Annotated in this window: 11 protein-coding genes; 10 read left to right on the top strand and 1 reads right to left on the bottom strand. The window is 39.5% G+C overall.

What is annotated here, in order from left to right; genetic code table 11:
* Positions 1 to 66: 66 nt before the first annotated feature.
* Together AC3ITG_RS28705 and galU are read left to right on the top strand one after the other, a co-directional pair.
* Positions 67 to 3,648 (top strand): DEAD/DEAH box helicase, encoded by a 3,582-nt coding sequence (locus AC3ITG_RS28705; protein ID WP_489252020.1) that lies wholly within the window; start codon positions 67 to 69, stop codon positions 3,646 to 3,648.
* Between the two features lie 78 nt (positions 3,649 to 3,726).
* Entirely contained in the window at positions 3,727 to 4,617 is an 891-nt protein-coding gene (gene galU / locus AC3ITG_RS28700) for a UTP--glucose-1-phosphate uridylyltransferase GalU (protein ID WP_489252019.1), read from the top strand.
* An 84-nt stretch (positions 4,618 to 4,701) separates the two neighbouring features.
* Here galU and AC3ITG_RS28695 read toward each other — a convergent pair whose 3' ends face one another.
* Complete coding sequence (locus tag AC3ITG_RS28695) at positions 4,702 to 7,167, bottom strand: O-antigen ligase family protein (RefSeq protein ID WP_489252018.1); 2,466 nt, start codon at positions 7,165 to 7,167, stop codon at positions 4,702 to 4,704.
* Between the two features lie 117 nt (positions 7,168 to 7,284).
* Here AC3ITG_RS28695 and AC3ITG_RS28690 point away from each other — a divergent pair, with 117 nt between their 5' ends.
* The 8 genes from AC3ITG_RS28690 to AC3ITG_RS28655 are packed head-to-tail and all read left to right on the top strand — an operon-like array spanning position 7,285 to position 19,669.
* Positions 7,285 to 8,046: an ABC transporter permease gene (locus AC3ITG_RS28690; protein WP_489252017.1), complete on the top strand. Its 762-nt coding sequence runs from the start codon at positions 7,285 to 7,287 to the stop codon at positions 8,044 to 8,046.
* Positions 8,047 to 8,058: 12 nt separating this feature from the next.
* Complete coding sequence (locus tag AC3ITG_RS28685; protein ID WP_489252016.1) at positions 8,059 to 9,342, top strand: ABC transporter ATP-binding protein; 1,284 nt, start codon at positions 8,059 to 8,061, stop codon at positions 9,340 to 9,342.
* 15 nt (positions 9,343 to 9,357) lie between these two features.
* Positions 9,358 to 12,660, top strand: coding sequence for a glycosyltransferase (locus tag AC3ITG_RS28680; RefSeq protein ID WP_489252015.1), 3,303 nt, complete (start codon positions 9,358 to 9,360; stop codon positions 12,658 to 12,660).
* 11 nt (positions 12,661 to 12,671) lie between these two features.
* Positions 12,672 to 14,027, top strand: a complete 1,356-nt coding sequence (locus AC3ITG_RS28675; RefSeq protein ID WP_489252014.1) for a mannose-1-phosphate guanylyltransferase/mannose-6-phosphate isomerase — start codon at positions 12,672 to 12,674, stop codon at positions 14,025 to 14,027.
* Between the two features lie 23 nt (positions 14,028 to 14,050).
* The gene (locus AC3ITG_RS28670) at positions 14,051 to 16,621 is read left to right on the top strand and encodes a hypothetical protein (protein ID WP_489252013.1); all 2,571 of its coding nucleotides are present in this window, start codon (positions 14,051 to 14,053) and stop codon (positions 16,619 to 16,621) included.
* 21 nt (positions 16,622 to 16,642) lie between these two features.
* Positions 16,643 to 18,739: a YfhO family protein gene (locus AC3ITG_RS28665; protein WP_489252012.1), complete on the top strand. Its 2,097-nt coding sequence runs from the start codon at positions 16,643 to 16,645 to the stop codon at positions 18,737 to 18,739.
* Positions 18,717 to 19,115: a sugar 3,4-ketoisomerase gene (locus tag AC3ITG_RS28660; protein WP_307415948.1), complete on the top strand. Its 399-nt coding sequence runs from the start codon at positions 18,717 to 18,719 to the stop codon at positions 19,113 to 19,115. Before AC3ITG_RS28665 ends, AC3ITG_RS28660 begins: the two co-directional genes overlap by 23 nt.
* Positions 19,115 to 19,669, top strand: coding sequence for an acyltransferase (locus AC3ITG_RS28655; protein ID WP_489252011.1), 555 nt, complete (start codon positions 19,115 to 19,117; stop codon positions 19,667 to 19,669). Before AC3ITG_RS28660 ends, AC3ITG_RS28655 begins: the two co-directional genes overlap by 1 nt.
* The last annotated feature ends 3 nt before the right edge of the window (positions 19,670 to 19,672 follow it).

Raw genomic sequence — 19,672 nt, 5'->3', positions numbered from 1 at the left:
ACTATACCGATACTAAATTTATATGTGGTATCTTGTTTGTCAGAGAAATATAGGAGGCGAAGAACCGTGGCGCCATTCACGATGATGGATATCAAATTGCTGTGCGGGGTCACGGCTTTCAAACGGGGAGAAGCGTATAACCAATCTGGCAGGGTGACCAATCTGGTTGCCAGTGAGGATGAACGTCATTACGAAGCTGTTGTTCGAGGTACAGAACGATACAAAGTAACGGTTGATCTGGATGATGCAGGTGAGGTTGTTGCCGGATGCAGCTGTCCGGGCGATGGGAGATATTATGACTATTGCAAACATGTGGCTGCCGTATTGCTGGCGATCCATGAATGGGCAGAACAGCGTGACACGGGCTCTCAAACATCCTCGAAGCTGGTGTCTAAACCTGATCGTGGCTCAAGTTCCAGAGTAGGAACGCTGGTGGAGGAGAATGAGTGGGAGCGTCCAAACTCCATTTCAAATACCAACTCAGTATTGAAAATGGGATCACATTCGACTTCATCTACTCAGGCTTTTGCAGCGGAGCCATTGTCTTCCGATTCCGAGCTTGATGACCATTCGGATATGGATCGTCCGTCCGTACATTTCGCTCAAGCGGGTCGTCCAAGCTCTGCTCCTGGATGGGGAAGATCAGCAGATAAACCTTCGTACCGAACAGCAGATCAGATTCTTTCCATGTTTGCCAAAGAACGCAGCCCCCTGCAATCAAATGATCGTAAATACACTGCGCCTGTAACCAGGTTTTCATTGCGGGAGGAGCTGCAGCTCCAATTTATATGCAAGCTTGTGCAGGTTCACAAAGGTGGAGCCAAACTCGCGCTTGAACTGAAGGTAGGAAATAAACGCCTGTATGTCGTTCAGAAAGTGAAGCAATTCCTGAACTGCATTGAGAATGGTGAGCCGATGTCGTTTACCAAGCTCTTCTTTTACGACCCTTCAATGCATTATTTTAGTCCCCAGGATCAGGCCATCCTGTCAATGCTTATTCGGATGAGGCAGAGTGAGGAAGCTTATCGTGAATCCATCTCCGGTTACTTGGGTGCTTCAGACGGAAGAGATATATTGATTGCTCCTCTGGTCTGGAAGCCTCTATTAGATTTGCTGCTTCAGGCAGATAGCCGGATGGAGGGAACAGGGTTGGCGAATGGTCCGCTCACTTTGGGCGAGGGGGCACTGCCTTTATTTTACCGTATTGCGCAGGGGACTAATGAAGGTTATCAGCTGGAGATCTCCGGATTGCGTGAGCTGATTCTTCTTCCAGCCTATGATGCAGCCGTGGTGGAAGGGCAATTGCATATGTTGGAGCCGATGCAGATGCGAAGTCTGGAGGATTTGAGCAGAGCGCTCACTTCTTATGGAATTAAGGAAAGTATCGATATTTCTGCTCAGCAGGTGGATGAGTTCGTGCAGCATGTAGTGCCGGAACTACGTACACTTGGACATCTTTCCATCGACTCTCAGGTGAGAGAACGAATCGCAGAGCCGGAGCTTGCTCCAAAGTTGTATATCGATTTCTACCGGGAACGGATTACTGCGCGTCTGGAATTTGATTATGGTGTAATGGTGATTAATCCGCTGGCCGAGTATTTGATCGATGAGGAAGAGAAAAAGGTAATTTTGGTACGTGACCGTCATGCGGAGCGTAACCTCATCGACCGACTAGATCGCTCATTCCTGGAACGGGATGGCAGTGTGTGGGCAAGTGAACGAGAAGACGCGGTATACGATGTGATGTATCATTTGCTGCCAGAGCTTGAGAAGCAGGTAGATATCTATATCCCGAATGCGGTGAAGGCCATGGTGCAATCCTATCCGACACCGCCGAAAGTCAGGGCAGATCTGGGCAAAGGCTTGGATTGGCTGGAGATCTCATTCGAGATGGAAGGTGTAGATGAGCTGGAGCTTCAGGAAATTATGCGCAGCATTGTGGAAAAGAAACCGTATTTCCGCTTGCGTAGCGGTGTGTTTGTCTCTCTTGAAAATGAAGGAGCGGATAGCTTCGCACACATGGCGGATTCGCTTGGACTTGCGTCGGGCGACATCAAGGGCAGTCATATTCGGATGCCGGCAGTTCGGGCGTTGCAGCTTCCGGGCCGGGACGAGGTTTCGGGACATGTGAAGTGGGGAGGTTCCCTGAAACGTTTCCTGGATGATCTTCGTGATCCCGAACGGATGGATTTTGCATTGCCGGATGCGCTTGCTCCTGTGCTGCGTGATTATCAGGGCAGTGGATACCAGTGGCTGCGTACACTCGCATTTTACCGATTTGGCGGTATCCTGGCGGATGATATGGGACTTGGTAAAACGCTGCAAAGTATTGCCTATATCGCGGCAGAACTGAAAGAAAAGCCGCAACGTGAGGGAACTTTCGGGAGTAACATCCCAGATGAAGTACAGGCTGAACTGTTGGACCAACATACTGCTCATCCCCCGGTACTCGTCGTTGCACCAGCTTCATTAACGTACAACTGGGCGAATGAATTTGCCCGATTTGCGCCGCATTTACGAGTTTTGATTGCAGCAGGTCAAAAAGACGAACGAGCCAGTATGCTCGCAGGCATGGATGACGCAGATGTTATTGTGACGTCCTACCCGCTATTGCGCCGCGATCTGGACACATATCTCGGGAGAACGTTTCATACGCTTATTTTGGATGAAGCCCAGTCTATCAAGAACTCTTCTTCCCAGACAGCCCAAGCGGTTAAACAGATTGAGGCACCACGTCGCTTCGCTCTTACAGGAACACCCGTGGAGAACTCATTGGATGAGCTATGGTCGATCTTTGAAGCGGTTTTCCCGGGCCTATTTCCAAGCTATCGCAGATTCCGGGACCTGCCCCCTGAGCGGATCGCGCGAATGGTTCGTCCGTTTATCCTCCGCCGTTTGAAGAAAGATGTGCTGGAGGAATTGCCGGATCGTATTGAAACCGTTCAGCGCTCCGAGCTGAAGGACGAACAGAAGAAACTGTATGCCGCCTACCTGTCCCAGCTCCAGGATGAGACATCCAAGGATATGGAGGAGAACGGTTTTCAGAAGAACCGTATTAAAATACTGGCTGGTATTACACGCCTACGCCAATTGTGCTGTCATCCCGCTCTCTTTGTGGAGGGTTATCAAGGTGATTCCGGGAAAATGGAGCAGCTGCTGGAGACGGTTCAGGATTGTCTGGCTGCTGGCAAGCGGATTCTCATCTTCTCCCAGTTCGCTAGCATGCTGAACCTGATTCGACAGACGTTGGCTGCACAGGGTAGGGATTTGTTCTACCTGGATGGTCAGACACCTGCACAGAGTCGGGTAGAAATGTGCCGCAGATTCAACGAAGGCGAAGCCGAACTGTTTCTGATCTCGTTGAAGGCTGGCGGTACCGGATTGAATTTAACGGGTGCAGATACTGTTATTTTATATGATTTGTGGTGGAATCCCGCCGTGGAAGAACAGGCCATCGGACGCGCCCATCGTATGGGGCAGAAACAAGTCGTACAGGTTATCCGCCTCGTTACGGAAGGTACGATTGAGGAGAAGATTCTGGAACTGCAGCAGCGCAAAAAAGATTTGATTGCCGAAGTCATTGAACCCGGAGATCGAGGATCGACTACCTTATCCGAGCAGGATATCCGGGAATTGTTGATGGTATAATGAAGTCCAGTCACATTGGAGCTTGCCGTCATTTAATATATTAAGATATGACTCTAGCAAAAAGGAGTGGGGCTCAGCATGTGCATCCGTAAAGCAATTATTCCAGCAGCCGGGCTCGGTACCCGGTTTCTGCCTGCCACGAAGGCGATGCCCAAAGAGATGCTGCCAATCGTTGATAAACCAACGATCCAGTACATCATTGAAGAGGCGGTAGCTTCAGGCATTGAAGATATCATTATCGTAACAGGTAAAGGTAAACGGGCCATTGAGGATCATTTTGACTATTCATTCGAGTTGGAGCAGAACCTGGCTGGTAAACAGAAGTGGGATCTGCTGAATGAAGTTCGCAAGCCCTCCGAGATGGCAGACATCCATTATATCCGTCAAAAGGAACCGAAGGGTCTTGGACACGCCATCTGGTGTGCCCGCAAGTTTATCGGAAATGAACCATTTGCCGTCCTGCTAGGAGATGACATTGTGGAGTCCAATCATCCCTGTCTTCAGCAAATGATCGAAGTCTATGATGAATTGCAATCTCCGATCGTAGGTGTACAGCCAGTTGATTGGAGCGAAGTGTCTCGTTACGGGATTGTGGACGGGGAATTGCTTTCTCCCACTGACAATCGTGTATTCCGCGCGCGTCGTTTGATCGAGAAACCGAAGACGGATGAATCACCTTCCAATCTGGCGATTATGGGACGTTATATTCTGACGCCAGATATCTTCGATATCCTTGGTCAGCAGTCTGCTGGCGTGGGTGGAGAAATCCAGTTAACGGATGCCTTGTCCCGTCTGAATGACCAACGACAGATTCTCGCCTATCACTTTGACGGCCTGCGTCATGATGTTGGGGAGAAGCTTGGTTTTATTGAAACGACGATTCATTATGCCCTTCAGCGCCCGGATTTGCGAGAGGATTTGTTAGATTACTTAAAGAAGATCGTATCTTCGAACCAGCGTAAGGATTAAATGCAAAAAAAAGGTTTGCCCTGATGAGGGCAAACCTTTTTTTGTGAAATTATATTGGGTAGGAACGATAGTGTATCTTGTTAATTAGAAGTTCAATTCAGCGATCTGTTTAATCTCATCTGCTTCGTTAGGGGCGATTGCAATGAGCTTATCATAGACAGCTTGATCCTGTTGTCCTTCTTTCGTCAGCGCTGCCAGATACCACCTTGCAATTTCACGATTGGTTGCATCAGTTAGATCTTCTGCTATTCCGGCCTTAAGAATGGTAGCAGCGCCGACGGAATCGTTTAACATATATTTCATTTTTCCTGCATTTAGAATCATCGTTGGAGTGATCTCAAAGGCTTGTCCTTGCATTTGTTCTTCAGGAAGAGTCTTTAGATGTTCTACTCCATCTACAACGTGCTGATATGCATCCAGACCTGAAGTGAAATAGGATTCCTTCTTTGCCGTATCGCCTTGTCCAAGTGCCTGATAACCGAGATCAAACGAACGGCTGATCAACTGCTCATACCATTCCATATCCCAGATATAGTTGTTGGCATATTCTTTTTGGAGAGTATAGGCTTGGTCTGATTCACCCTTCAATTCGTATAAGCTCATGAGTTGCTTAACCATGCCCTTATTAAATGGTTCTGCTTCAAGACCACGTTGAAGCAACTCTAAAGAAACCGTATAGAACTGGTCATCTTGTGTCTGTTGATAACCCTGTTGATAAAGAGAAGAAAGCATCAGCAACGAATCTGTATGTGTGCTGCGAATCGATAGATCTTTATCGAGTGGCGCTTTGATCTCCTGGAAGTCCTGACTATTTTGAGCTACCTCTTTTGCCTCGTAAGCGTAATGGTTAGCTTGCAGGAAGCGAACAGATATAATGAGCAGGATGATTACAGCTACTCCGGCAATCGCACTGTAAATTCTATGTGCTGTGGAGTCACTAAGCTTCAATCGACGCAACGGCTTAGGATCCATCGCAGAAGCCATTCCCCCTAGACCAAGGAAAACAAGAATTCCAATAAAGACATAACTCATATTGAAATCAAGAATACTCAGTACCAGAATGGACATAGACAGGATGAAGTACACAAAATGAGATTCGCGTTCTTCCTCACTCCTTTTTACATAGCTACGCACATATTGATAGAAAACAAAGAATATGAATGCCATAAAAATAACAAATCCTACGATTCCAACCTCAACGATGTATTGCATAAAGAAGTTGTGAGCTTGGGCACTGACATAAGGATTGTTCTGATACTTTTCATATAAGGTGGTCCATGCTCCACCACCCGCCCCAATGATAGGGTAGTCTGCAAATAGTTTCGTAGCATCTTTATAAAACGTAATCCGCTCCAACACACTGTGCTGTTGGAAATTGATATTTTCAAGTCGTGTACTAATGCTATCAGGTAAAATGTTTCGCACACTCGTACCGAGCAGAAGCACGGCAACAACAACTGTGAGGACAACGGATCCTAGTGGAATCCATAGACTTGATCCTTTTCGGGCGGACCAGGATTGAAGTCTGTTCTCCAGTAGTGGTGTGATCCAACGCTGGATAACCCAACATACGATAGCCACGATTATGGATGCAGCAATTAAATACATCCAACCTTTAGCTGCAAGAGAGTTGGAGAATTGTTGTTGCAATTCAAGTCCTGCTGTATTTATTGGATTCAACACAACCAGTGTACCGATTGCAGCTATTCCACAATAGATAAACCACAGAATTTGCTTAGCAGGTTTCAACATCAATAACAGAATAACGAATATAATTGGGAGCATGACAAGACCCGTACGGGAAAGCGTCAGCAGTAGCGACAAGATAATTGGCACAAGCATGAAGCCATGCAGTAATTGCGTGTACACTTTTTTGGAACGGATCATACTGAAAATGGTAATAAACAGAAATGCCATCAGGAATGCGGCGTATGTATTAGGATACTGAAATACCGATGCAAGTCGTGGGCCGTTTGAATCATTCCAGATGGCTTGATTATAGACGCCATTCACGACACCAGATGAGAACCACCCAACTAGCTTGCCAGCAAAACTAAATGCACCCAACCAATTTAGCAATCCAAATCCGACAATTACATATGCAATTCCTATTAAGGAAGATTGTATGATATGATTGGTTTTGTTATTTTTTACTAGGTACATAGTCATCACAAAGATCATGGCATAAATACATTGGATAAGAATCATATTGACTGCCAAATATTCCGATGCAGCACTAATGAGGGATAGTACATAGGTAAGTGGAAGCAGTAGCACGGCCACTTTGAGCCAATCTTGCTGTGTTTCTAACTTGATTTGTTTGAAGTAAATGGCTACCCAGATGATAAATAGGAGGGTAGTGATTGCAACCGCCCAATAAATGGGCCCTTCAAATTGAAGTAATTGCCCGTTGAATAACGCAACTTGGAAAGAGGACCAGAGTAATAATATGATCAGTCCTATGGTCAGGGTCCATAGTAGAGAAGAAGTTGAGCTAGTACTGACTTTGCTCGACGTCTTCCTTTGTTTCCCGTATACTGGATTCGACAAGGTTTGAGTCTCCTTTTCTTGTAGATACGACAATATTCTAACATAGGATTATTCAGCTATTCCACTTCAAATAAAAAGTTAGTGAGGACTTAACATATGTATTCGGAGTTTGTAAAGATGAGAAGGCTAATTTTTGATTTGGCCAAAAGTGACTTCAAAAAAAGATATCTGGGATCTTATTTCGGTGCTGTATGGGCGTTTATCCAGCCTTTGGTGACTATCCTATTGTTTTGGTTTGTGTTTCAAGTTGGGTTTAGATCAACTCCAGTAGATGATGCACCTTTTATCCTGTGGTTGATATGTGCCATGATTCCTTGGAATTTCTTTTCAGATGCATTTCAAACAGCAACTACGTCCGTGACCGACAACAATTTTCTCGTTAAGAAAGTTGTATTTAAATTAGAGATACTGCCTATTATTCGTATTTGTTCTTCATTGTTTGTCCATTTGTTTTTTTTGGTTTTCCTTATACTCATGTTTGCAATATATAAATATGAATTCACGCTATACTATCTCCAAATATTCTATTATCTGATTGCTACAGTATTGCTTGTTGTAGGTCTATCTTGGATAACAAGCTCAGTGCTTCTTTTTTTTAAGGATACCGCACAGATTGTGGCCTTGATCGTTCAATTTGGGTTTTGGTTAACTCCAATTATGTATCCACTAAAAATGATTCCAGAAAAATACGTGTTTCTCTTTAAGGCTAACCCTATGTACTATATTACAGACGGTTACCGGAGGATATTTATTTATCGGCAGTGGTTCTGGCAAGACATGAAACTTACAATTTATTTTTGGTCGTTTACTCTTGTTACACTTGTAGTGGGGTACTTCTTATATCGAAAACTGAAACCGCATTTTGCTGATGTTCTCTAAGGGTGGAATATAATGAACAATTATGTGATTGAGGCTAAAGGCCTAACTAAACAATATAAACTGTATAATAAGCCGGTGGATCGATTAAAAGAAGCTTTACATTTTTCAAACACAATATATCATAAAAAATTCACTGCGCTAGATCATCTTGATTTTCAGGTGAATAGAGGGGAATGTCTCGGCATTATTGGTAAAAACGGATCTGGCAAATCTACGTTACTTAAAATGATTACGGGCGTACTCACCCCAACATCCGGTTCACTTCATGTTGAAGGTAGTATTTCTGCGTTATTAGAACTGGGAGCAGGCTTTAATCCTGATCTTACAGGACTGGAGAATATATATCTAAATGGAACGATAATGGGCTTTTCCAGGGACGAAATGCAGTTGAAGCTTGACGAGATTTTGGAATTTGCGGACATTGGTGAATTTATATACCAACCAGTTAAAACATATTCCAGTGGTATGTTTGTAAGACTTGCTTTCGCAGTAGCCATAAACGTTGACCCTGATATATTGATCGTAGACGAAGCACTTAGTGTTGGTGATCTACGGTTCCAGCAGAAGTGTTACAGAAAAATTGATGAGCTGAAGCAAACGAAAACCATTTTGTTTGTAACTCACGATATGTCAGTAATTAACAAGTATTGTGATCGAGTTGTATGGATCAATGAGGGGGAACTTGTGGCGGAAGGTTCGCCAAGAGACATCTCAAAAAAATATCAAGCGTTTATGATTGGCGCTAATTACAAAAAGCTAGATCTTAGTGAGTTGTCAAATTCCGGGGAAGAGTTCACTGGTTCTTCGAAGGCACACTTGGTAGATTCATTACAAGGTAATCTAGATATGATGGGTGATGAAAAAGCAGTTATCACTGGAATATCAATGTTTAAAGCCAACGGGCAAGATAAGGTCACACTTGTAGAAGCGGAGCAAGAAGTGGAAGTCCTGATCAGACTGGATATTTATGAAGTTATTGATTATCCCATTGTTGGTTTTTCAATGAAGGATCGGCTTGGAAATATTATTGTTCAAACAAACAATTATATCCTTGGGGACAAACTCGAGTCACTCCAGCCTGGTGAAGGTTACGTTTTTAGCTTTGCTTTCCGATTCCCAATCCTTAATCATGGTTCTTATACAATATCGCCAGCGATTGCTTCCGGGACTCAACAAGAACATAAGCAACATAGCTGGGTTCACGATGCCTTGGTCGTTGAAGTGTTACCTCTTGGCTATGAATCTGTTAGTGGTATTCTGTGTTTGAAAGATGTTTCTTTTTCAGCAATCGTATAGAAAGTGGGGATAAACTTGGATTTTACGGGGGAGCGATTTATACCTAATGAATCAGATGTGGAGTTAGAGATTGAGCATACTCAAAGGTACAATATGCTTAATCAATTAGTCGAAAATAAATCAGTTCTGGATGCCGCATGTGGCGAAGGTTATGGTTCATTTTTATTATCTAATTCCGCGGCGAAGGTTATCGGGATAGACATTGATTCAGAGACAATTAATCATGCGAAGAAAAGATATATGAAGGATAATTTGGATTACTTTGTAACGAGCATAGATCATATACCCTTTCCTGATCACTCATTTGATATCATTGTTTCATTCGAAACATTGGAACACGTAGATGAACAAATGCAGTTAGCATTTTTGAAAGAGGTTCAACGGTTGTTGAAGGAAAATGGAACCTTCATTATCTCTACCCCGAACAAGAAATACTATTCTGATCAAAGAGGATACATTAACAATTTTCATGTGAAAGAATTATATAAAGAAGAATTTTCTGAACTACTAAAAGAATACTTTATTTATGTAAATATGGTCTCTCAGCGTTTCGAAGTGGTATCACTAATCGATAACCCTTCAACCGCAAGAGAGACTGAATTTTTTATGCAAGAGCAGGAGCAAAAAGAGGAATTTTATGAAAAGTATATGATTGCATTTTGTTCTAATGCTTCTCAGAATGCCCAACCTGCATACTCCATTAATGTACAGTCAGGGCAATATCAAAATCTTATTGAACGAGTTATGAATCTTCAGGATGAAGTAGAAGAACGGAATAATCATATTTCTCTTCAAAATAAGGAGATTGAATTTTTAAGAGAACAGTATAAGGAACTCGAATCAATACGGAGCGGGTTCGCGCAAATGCAAAGAGAGACTGAAGTGTTGGAACATTATAAAAAAGAATATGAAACTGTTCAAAAGAAACTCACTGAACTTTACGGCACAAAGCAGGCGGCCGAGAACGAACTTCAAAAAGTGAAAAAAGAGAACGAATATTTCTCACAGCAGGTGAGTGAACACTTAGTTCGGATCCAGAACCAGAAAGGGCATATCGATCTATTGCTTCAAGAAGAGAGGACACTCCAAAATATTTACAAGTCCAGCGGTTGGAAAGTTCTGAGCAGTTATTATCGGTTGCGTGATAGTCTGGTTCCTATGAACAGCAAGCGTCGTATGTTGTTAAAACTCACCAAAATGACTATAAAAAGACCTCAAATCATGTTATCCGCCTTGAACAAAGCCAATTTTCGGAAACTTAAATATTATTTAAAAGCGGAAGACACGGGTCGACTCAACGGCAGGATTAATAACTACATTGAGAAACATAATGAAACGCCACTTCCAACTCTTCAAGTTGCAGAGCCTGACATTGTGAATTTTGAACAGTTGAGCTTCCCAATTGAAGAGAATCCAAGAGTGACCATTATTATTCCTGTGTATAATCAATGGAAATATACGTATCTTTGTTTGGCATCCATTCTTGAAAACACCACTGATGTAACCTACGAAATAATCATTGCCGATGACATGTCCGATGATGATACCGTAAAGATAAATGAATATATTTCTAACATTAGAGTAGTAAGAGATGGAGTTAACCGTGGGTTCCTACTTAACTGCAATAATGCAGCGGCGTGTGCTAAAGGAGAATATCTATTTTTCCTGAACAACGATACGAATGTACAGCCTAAATGGTTAAGTTCACTAGTGGAACTGATGGACTCAGATTCCCGAATTGGTATGGCAGGATCCAAGTTGATTTATCCGGATGGTAGACAACAGGAAGCAGGCGGCATTATTTGGAATGATGCGAGTGGCTGGAATTTCGGAAGATTGGACGATCCAAACAAGCCAGAATACAACTATGTGAAGCAAGTTGACTACATTTCAGGGGCGGCAATTTTAGTTAGACACAATATATGGAAGAATTTGGGTGGATTTGACGAGCGCTATGTGCCCGCTTATTTTGAAGATACAGATCTGGCGTTTTCCATTAGGGATTCAGGATATAAAGTTGTATTCCAACCCAAATCTGTCATTGTCCATTTCGAAGGCATATCTCATGGGACAGATACAAACAGTGGGATTAAAAGCTATCAGGTCAAAAATAAAGAGAAGTTTTTGCATAAATGGGAGTCGGTGCTGAAGCAAGAACATTTTCCAAATGCAGAACATATTTTTTGGGCAAGAGACAGATCTGGAGGTAGAAAAACCATTGTAGTCGTGGACCACTATGTGCCGCATTATGACAAAGATGCAGGTAGTAGAGCGACGTATTTCTATTTACAGTTATTTGTTTCGATGGGTTTCCATGTGATTTTCATAGGCGATAATTTCTTTAAACATGAGCCTTATACCTCGAACTTACAAGAACTTGGAATAGAAGTCTTATATGGAGACTATTATGCGAAAAATATAAACAAATGGATAAAAAATAATGGTGCCTATATTGATTATGTTTATCTTAATCGTCCACATATTTCTATAAAATACATGGAAACGTTTAAGAAATTCACTTCAGCGAAAATCATCTATTTCGGCCACGACCTTCATTTTCTTAGAGAAATGAGAAATTATGAATTAACGGGAAATACAAATCTTATAAAGTCCTCAGAAGAATGGAAGAAAACAGAGTTTTCCCTATTTAATGATGCTGATGTTATTCATGTTGTAGGTTCGTATGAACAATCACTGCTTCAAAATGAGTTCCCAAATAAACCAGTAAGAAATATTCCGTTATTTCCGTATGAACATTCTTATAATTACGATGAAAAGATTAAGGGCTTTGATGCTAGAAAAGATTTGCTATTCGTTGGTGGTTTTAGCCATGCTCCCAACTATGACGGAATCGTATGGTTTTTGGATGAGATCTTCGATAGCATTAAAAAGCCTATTCCAAATGTGAAACTTTATATTGTGGGTTCCAATCCTCCTGATGATTTAAAAGCAAGATCCGCAGAGGATGTAATCGTTACGGGGTTTGTATCCGATGAAGAACTGGAGAGATATTATAATCAGTCCAAGCTTGTGATTGTGCCTCTACGTTATGGAGCAGGCGTTAAAGGAAAAGTAGTCGAAGCAATTTATTACCAAGTGCCTGTTATTACAACATCAATCGGTTCAGAAGGATTGGAAGAGTCTGAGATAGTTATGACAATAGCCAATGATGCGCAGCAGTTTGCTCATTCCGTCATTCAATTGTATCAAGACGAAACGATGTGGAATGCCCATTTCCAAGCATCAGTCCAATATATAGAAAAATATTTCACGCGAGAGGCTGCTAGTAAGATCCTTGCTCTCGATTTTAAAGACTAGGAGATACGAATATGATAAATGTTGTGTTATGCGGAGGGAATGGTACCCGGTTATGGCCGCTGTCTCGAACTTTGTATCCTAAACAATTTAATAAAATGATAGGAGACCGCTCTTTATTTCAAATGACCGTGGAGAGAAATGCCTCCCTTTGTGATCAAACATATATTGTATCTAACGAAGAACAGTATTTCCTGGCATTAGATCATCTTAATGAGTTAGAGATGAAAGCAGATAAATTTATCCTGGAGCCAGTCGGCCGGAATACCGCGCCGGCTATAGCTTTGGCTTGTTTTGCTGCAGAGGAAGATGAATTGGTATTGATTACACCATCTGATCATGTTGTTCAAAATCAGCAAGAATATAATCGTTGTCTGGAAACAGCCAAAGGACTGGCTCTTGAAGGATACATGGTAACCTTTGGGATCAACCCGAATTATCCTGAAACAGGTTACGGTTACATAGAAGCGGATGGTCAGAGTGTGGTTTCCTTTAAAGAAAAACCGGATTTACTAACTGCTGAAAGGTATTTGGAATCAGGAAACTTTTATTGGAATAGCGGAATGTTTTTATTCAAAGCAGGAGTATTCCTCAAGGAGTTAAAGGGAGCAGCTAAAGAAATTTATGACAAATCTCTCTTAGCTTTTGAAAGTGCCAAGTTGCATTTCGATACCATCCGTATATCAAAGGAAGAGATGGAGAACATCCCTTCTAACAGTGTAGATTATGCGGTAATGGAATACAGCACAAACGTAAAAGTTGTCTCTTCCGATATTGGATGGTCCGATCTTGGCAGCTTTGAAGCTTTATATGAACAACTGCCCAAAGATGAGGCAGGCAATTCTTTGGCTGATCGTTATATTAGTGTCAATTCTTCACGAAATCTTGTCCTGTCAAATGACAGGATGATTGCAACCATCGATGTGGAAGACCTTATGATTGTAGATACGCCTGATGCATTAATGATATCCAAACAAGGATCTTCTCAAAAAGTAAAACAAATCGTTAATGAATTGAAGCGGAGAAAATCCAATCTTTGCGATAATCATGTTACTGCCTACAGACCGTGGGGAAATCATACGGAGTTAGACATTTCACCGAATTATAAGATAAAAAAAGTGGTGGTGAAGCCAGGGGAAAAGCTTAGCGTGCAAAAACATTTCCACCGTAATGAGCATTGGATCGTTGTAAGTGGGACGGCTTTAATTACAGTGAATGGGGAACAATCCCTGCTTCGTAGAAATGAATCAACCTTCATTCATATGGGCGATGAGCATACGGTCGAGAATCCAGGGAAGATAGATTTACATTTAATCGAGGTTCAAGTAGGGGAGTATATTGGAGAAGATGATGTGGTCAGGAAAAAATAAATGAATAGAAAAAGGGTGTAAAAGTGAGTCCCAAAACTTTTAAATCAAAAATCTTTTGGCTATCTTTTCTTTTGGTATTAACGAGTTTGATATTTAATATTGCCTCTATAAAAAATATTCTTATTGATGTTTATAAATGGCATGCTGTTCAGCCAGAAACTGTACAGGGCGGGATAGAACTTATTTTCTTTTTTTTAATAATTTATTTATTTATTGTGCTATCTAGTGAAAAAACTTACCTGAAATATGTACCGCTTTTAGCTATTGTTATCTATTTGCAATTCCATCAGGTATTATTACCTGCGGCTCTAGCAACCCTATATTTCGAAATAATTATTTCATTGGGTTTATTTATATTAACCTTTGCTAAGGTGCGCTACAGCGCATATTCCTTAAAACTATATTTTGTTGCATTTTTGGTAGGGTTTGTATGTTGGAGCGTGCTGGCTATTATACTTTCAGGGATAGGGGTAGGTAGAATTAATGATTTAATATTACTTACTTTATTCTTAGCAGTCTTAAGTTTATTCAAACGGACTACTCCAATGTTTGTTTATGTTTATAATAAAGGTCTATCTTTCAATCGTCTTAATGCAATGGGATTTACATTTGTAATCATTCTTCTTATGACGCAGTTTGCTAAAACTAATAGAGCCTTAGATTATGATTCTCTTTGGTACGGATTAAGACCGCAAGAAGTTCTTATAGGAGATCATTCTTTCTTTGATAACCTTGGTCTCACCATGGTCGTTCACTATTATCCCAAGCTATTTGAATTATTTGCACTGCCTCTCTCAGGTTTAGGGGATTATAGTTTTATATTATCTGTTAACATTCTTTTGTTTGCCTTTATATTATTAGTTATATTCAAATTTACAAAAGATATTACGAATAATAATAGTTATAGTGTTCTAGCTACGGTGATATTGGGGAGTACCCCAGCTATTGCTAACATGGCATCAACTGCAAAGACTGATATTTTTTCTTCCTTATTTATTATGGGTGCAGCTTATAGTCTGTGGCTGTGGAATAAAGAAAGGACTACATGGAGTTTTTTGATTTCAATGTCGCTTGCTCTATTAGCGTGCGGTGGGAAAATCACTAGTTTAATGTATGTTCCATTATTATTTCTCGGATATGGTTTAGCGTACATTATTAATCTTAGAGCAGATCCAGAGCGAAGTTTTTTTGAAAAATTCAAGTATACAAAGCGAGCAATTCTTTTGTTGTTAGGTTCTGTATTTGTATTTTTAGGGATAACATTTAGAACTTATAAATTGACAGGGTACCCCTTTTATCCTATACTAAAAAGCTTTTGGGAAAAAATAGGTTTTAAAGGGAAATATCCATTTACAGATAATTCTCAAGATTTTATTCTTAGTGATCAAAAAAATATTCTTTATCATTGGTTTAAAATTCTTTTTGATCCAGCAGGATATAATCACTATGTTATGGTATGGCCGAGTAACATGTATTTGTTCTTTTGGATATTTAGTATTGTACTTGTCATAGCATTTAGAAAACTAATAACAAGGAGTAGTTGTTTTTTATTAATAGCTTTCTTACCTATAAGTATATCGGCCGTTTACAATATTATGAGCTTCCCCCAAGGTGGCGACGGCAATTATTATATACCAGTGATATTGTTTGCTGGAATATCTTTTATTGGCCTAATTGCAAGCTTTGATATAAAGCTTAGAAAAGTAATAGTGTTCTGTCTAATTTTATTTATTCCTGTACAATCATATGTAATGATGGTTTCTCATTTCTCTTGGAGCTGGGGGACATCTAAATTTTCTGCAAATCTCTTGAAAACTAATTTTGAGACATACGACAGTAAACTTCAGTTGTTTCAAAACGAGGGATTGTTGGAGATAGAAAAAGAACTTGAATTCCGTGGAGAAAATAATAACTGTATTGGTTTCTTACATTATGATGGACAAGAACAAATACTTAATCAGCTATCTTGTAGGTATGAAGATGTTCCGCATATGAATTCGAGATATGGGAATTCAAATCTATTCAGTTCATTCGAAAATTTCAAAAAATATCTTTTGTGGGCAAATGTTAAATTCATTATCGTACCCAAAACACATATAGAGGGATTTGATCAAGTAAAGAGTGTTATCAATGAATTAGAAAATAACGGTAAAACAAAACGTACTGACTCAACTGACTTCTATTTATTGGAAATTAATCAAAAGGATATTCCTTCATTATCAGGAATGAAAGATTCATTTTCCGAGGCTTCACTACTAAAAGGTTGGTACCCTAAAGAGAATAATTATCGTTGGATTTCAAAAGAAGCTATAGGAAATTTCCAAAGTGGTGAAGAGGGACTCTTAACCATCGCAGGTATGGTTCCAGATGTACTAGAAAACATTGAACTTTCTGTTCAAGTAAACGATTATAAATTTCCTATACAAAAATTAAATGAAGGTGAGTTTACTATCCAGCTTAATAATCACATCCCTATTAGTTCAAAAGTGAGAATAAAAATTGAGGTTAATAAATCATTTGTACCTGAAGAAATAGGGTTAAACAAAGATACCAGAGAGTTAGGGATAGTTATAACTGACTTAATTTTAAAATAAATAATTTATTTGGGGTGTTAAATGGACAGGGGATTTATATTTATAGATAGGTATAAAATTCAGTTTTCTATCTTATTTATGATAATTACTCTAATACTCATCTATTATTCAATTATTTCAGGTCAATTATGGCTGAAATGGGATGTTTACGATGCTGCCTTTCCTTTGTATGTTGCTGAATCTGATGCTTTAAAAGCGGGTGAGCTCCCCTTATGGGAGCCATTTGTTTATAGGGGAGTACCGTTATCACATTTAATTGGAGTATCTGTATGGTTTCCCCTCACGATAATTTTAGGATTTATCGGTTACACGCAGTACTTAATGCAAATACAATATTTAATTCTAATAATACTTGCTGGAATTTTTATGTATATTTCATTATATAATATGGTTAAAAGTCCTTGGCTTTCCATGATTGGGGGGATTGCATATGCAACATGCGGTCAATTTGTAAGTAATGCACAACATTTAACCTTTATAGTCCCGATGGTACTCTTCCCTCTATTACATTTTGCTTTTAGAAAATGGTATCGAAGTCAAGGCAGGGAAAGAATAAAGTGGTCTGTACTGATGGGTATAACCCTTGGGATGTTTTTATTGAATAACTACCCTCCATTCTTATTTGTCAGTGTTATATATATTTTAGTTGAATATATTTTGTTTTTAAAGCAGGCCTATTCAAACGGGGATAAATATAAAACATTCGTCGAACATTTTAAAAGTGCGTTAATTGTATTTGCTGTTACTTGCTTGACAGGAAGTGCGAGTTTATTTACAACTTTAGAAATATTCGGGCAGATAACTCGAGAAAAATTATCATGGGAGTTAGCGTCGGGTGCCTCTTTAAATCCTTGGTACTGGTTTAGTTTTATATCTCCTGTTTTTGCTCAAATAATACATGCTTCAAGATTTGATATTAGCCTTTCAATGTCTAATATTTATATTGCCTTACCAATTATTCTGATTGCTATATTCAAGAAACCCACCAAGAAATATGAATTTTTCCTTTTATCAATTATTCTCTTTTCTATTCTATTGGTTATGGGCAAGTATGGGTTTGTTTATAAAATATTTTATGATTTTGTTCCGAGTATGGATGCATTTAAATTTCCTGCTGGCTTAAGATATTTTTATTTTTATTATATAATTTTGATGAGCATCTTGAATATTCATTCTCTTTCAAAGGAAAACAAAGAGCTTTATGATTTTTGGCGAAAAAACGTATTATCATTTTTCTCGGTCACCCTTGGAATCACATTAGTATTTGTAATACTAATGTATATATTTAAGGTCAATACAATTGATATTCCGAGATATACAGTTTTAGAATTAGGAATTTCTTTTATACTAATAATTTCATTGAAATTTTTCGGAGGTTTACCTAAAAAGTACTTCATAGTCTATTTGAGTGCTCTAATAATTGTTTTTAGCTTTATGGGAGTCCTCAGAAATCAAAATTTCACAATAGGAACTGTCGATCGTCCCGATTCATTTCAAGAAGAAATAACTAATTTATACAATGAATCAGGATCGAAAGATTTAGATAATTATTTTGTTGAGCCAAACACAAATTCCACTATATACAGAGAACAATTTCAGACTTCAGGGTATGTAGGTAGCTTTGAATTAAAGAAATTTAATGAAGCTACTGAATCTAATGAAATTCCTTTAGAGAGCGATCCAGTGGTTTTTGCTTTAGAAAAGGAATGGGTCATCGAAACGGGTAATGTTTTAGCTACAAACAATGGTAATCTTGTTCAAATGACTATACCTCAAAAGATTAATTATACCCCTAACAAGTTTTCAAGTGACATTGTAATGAATGAAGAGGGTTATGTGGTATTGCAGCAAACATATTTTAATGGATGGAGAGCATTTGTAAATGATGCTAAGGTAGACATAAAAGAGTTTACTGGAGGAGTGATGGCAGTAAAGGTTGAACCAGGATTAAACCATATTGTTTTCGAATTCAAGCCGATTGGAACAATAATCGCAGTATGGGTTTCATTTGTCTCTTGGTTTTTATTGATCATCTATGGCTCTTATTTATTTTATAAAAATCAACGTAAAAGAATTGCTTTAGGGAGATGTATACATGAACAAATCGACAGTTATTGATATCAATCAATTAGGTGACGAGCGAGGTTTGCTTACAGTTATAGAAGAAAAGCTTACGATTCCATTTGAGATTTTACGCGTATTTTATATTTATGGTACGAAGGAAGGGGTTCGTCGTGGTTTCCACGCACATTACAAGACAAGACAGGCACTTATATGCGTTTCAGGAAATTGCAAGGTATATCTAGATAATACAAAAAGAAAAGAGGACATTTTACTCGATACTCCTACAAAGGCTCTAATACTAGAACCAAATGATTGGCATGAAATGTATGATTTTTCGCCAGATTGTGTTCTTCTTGTGCTGGCTTCTCATCTATATGATGCCGAAGATTACATTCGGGACTATAATAAATTTATAGAGGTATATGGCTGATGAACGAATACTTCACACACACTCATGCTATTGTCGAAACCAAAAATATTGGTAAGGATACCAGAGTTTGGGCGTTTGTGCATATCTTATCTGGAGCAGTGATTGGACAAAATTGTAATATTAACGACCATACTTTTATTGAGAATGATGTCGTTATCGGTAATAATGTCACTGTAAAATCAGGAGTGTACATCTGGGACGGGATTAGAATTAAAGATAATGTTTTTATAGGTCCTAATGTTACCTTTACTAACGATCTTAGACCTCGGTCTAAACAGTACCCTTCTGAATTTCTGAAAACCACTCTTGAAGAATGGGCATCTATAGGAGCAAATTCAACTATAGTCGCTGGGAATAGTATTGGTAAATATGCTATGGTTGGTGCTGGTTCTGTTGTTACCAAGGATATCCCTAACAATACGCTATGGTATGGGAATCCAGCGGTGTTTAAGAGCTATATCTGTAACTGTGGAGAGAAATTAAACAAATTATTGGAATGTCCAGTATGCCATAAAAAATACTCTCTTGAACGTGGCTTCATTGTAGAGAATTAATAC

Source organism: Paenibacillus sp. GL_099_B, from assembly GCF_057835695.1.
The sequence above is the reverse complement of the archived record's forward strand: the minus strand, read 5'-3'. Positions and strand labels throughout refer to the sequence as shown.

Excerpts from the sequence above, each read along its gene's own strand:
- galU (WP_489252019.1), top strand. The coding sequence starts at position 3,727 with ATGTGCATCCGTAAAGCAATTATTCCAGCAGCCGGGCTCGGTACCCGG.
- AC3ITG_RS28655 (WP_489252011.1), top strand. The coding sequence starts at position 19,115 with ATGAACGAATACTTCACACACACTCATGCTATTGTCGAAACCAAAAAT.
- AC3ITG_RS28675 (WP_489252014.1), top strand. The coding sequence starts at position 12,672 with ATGATAAATGTTGTGTTATGCGGAGGGAATGGTACCCGGTTATGGCCG.
- AC3ITG_RS28665 (WP_489252012.1), top strand. The coding sequence starts at position 16,643 with ATGGACAGGGGATTTATATTTATAGATAGGTATAAAATTCAGTTTTCT.
- AC3ITG_RS28660 (WP_307415948.1), top strand. The coding sequence starts at position 18,717 with ATGAACAAATCGACAGTTATTGATATCAATCAATTAGGTGACGAGCGA.
- AC3ITG_RS28685 (WP_489252016.1), top strand. The coding sequence starts at position 8,059 with ATGAACAATTATGTGATTGAGGCTAAAGGCCTAACTAAACAATATAAA.
- AC3ITG_RS28690 (WP_489252017.1), top strand. The coding sequence starts at position 7,285 with ATGAGAAGGCTAATTTTTGATTTGGCCAAAAGTGACTTCAAAAAAAGA.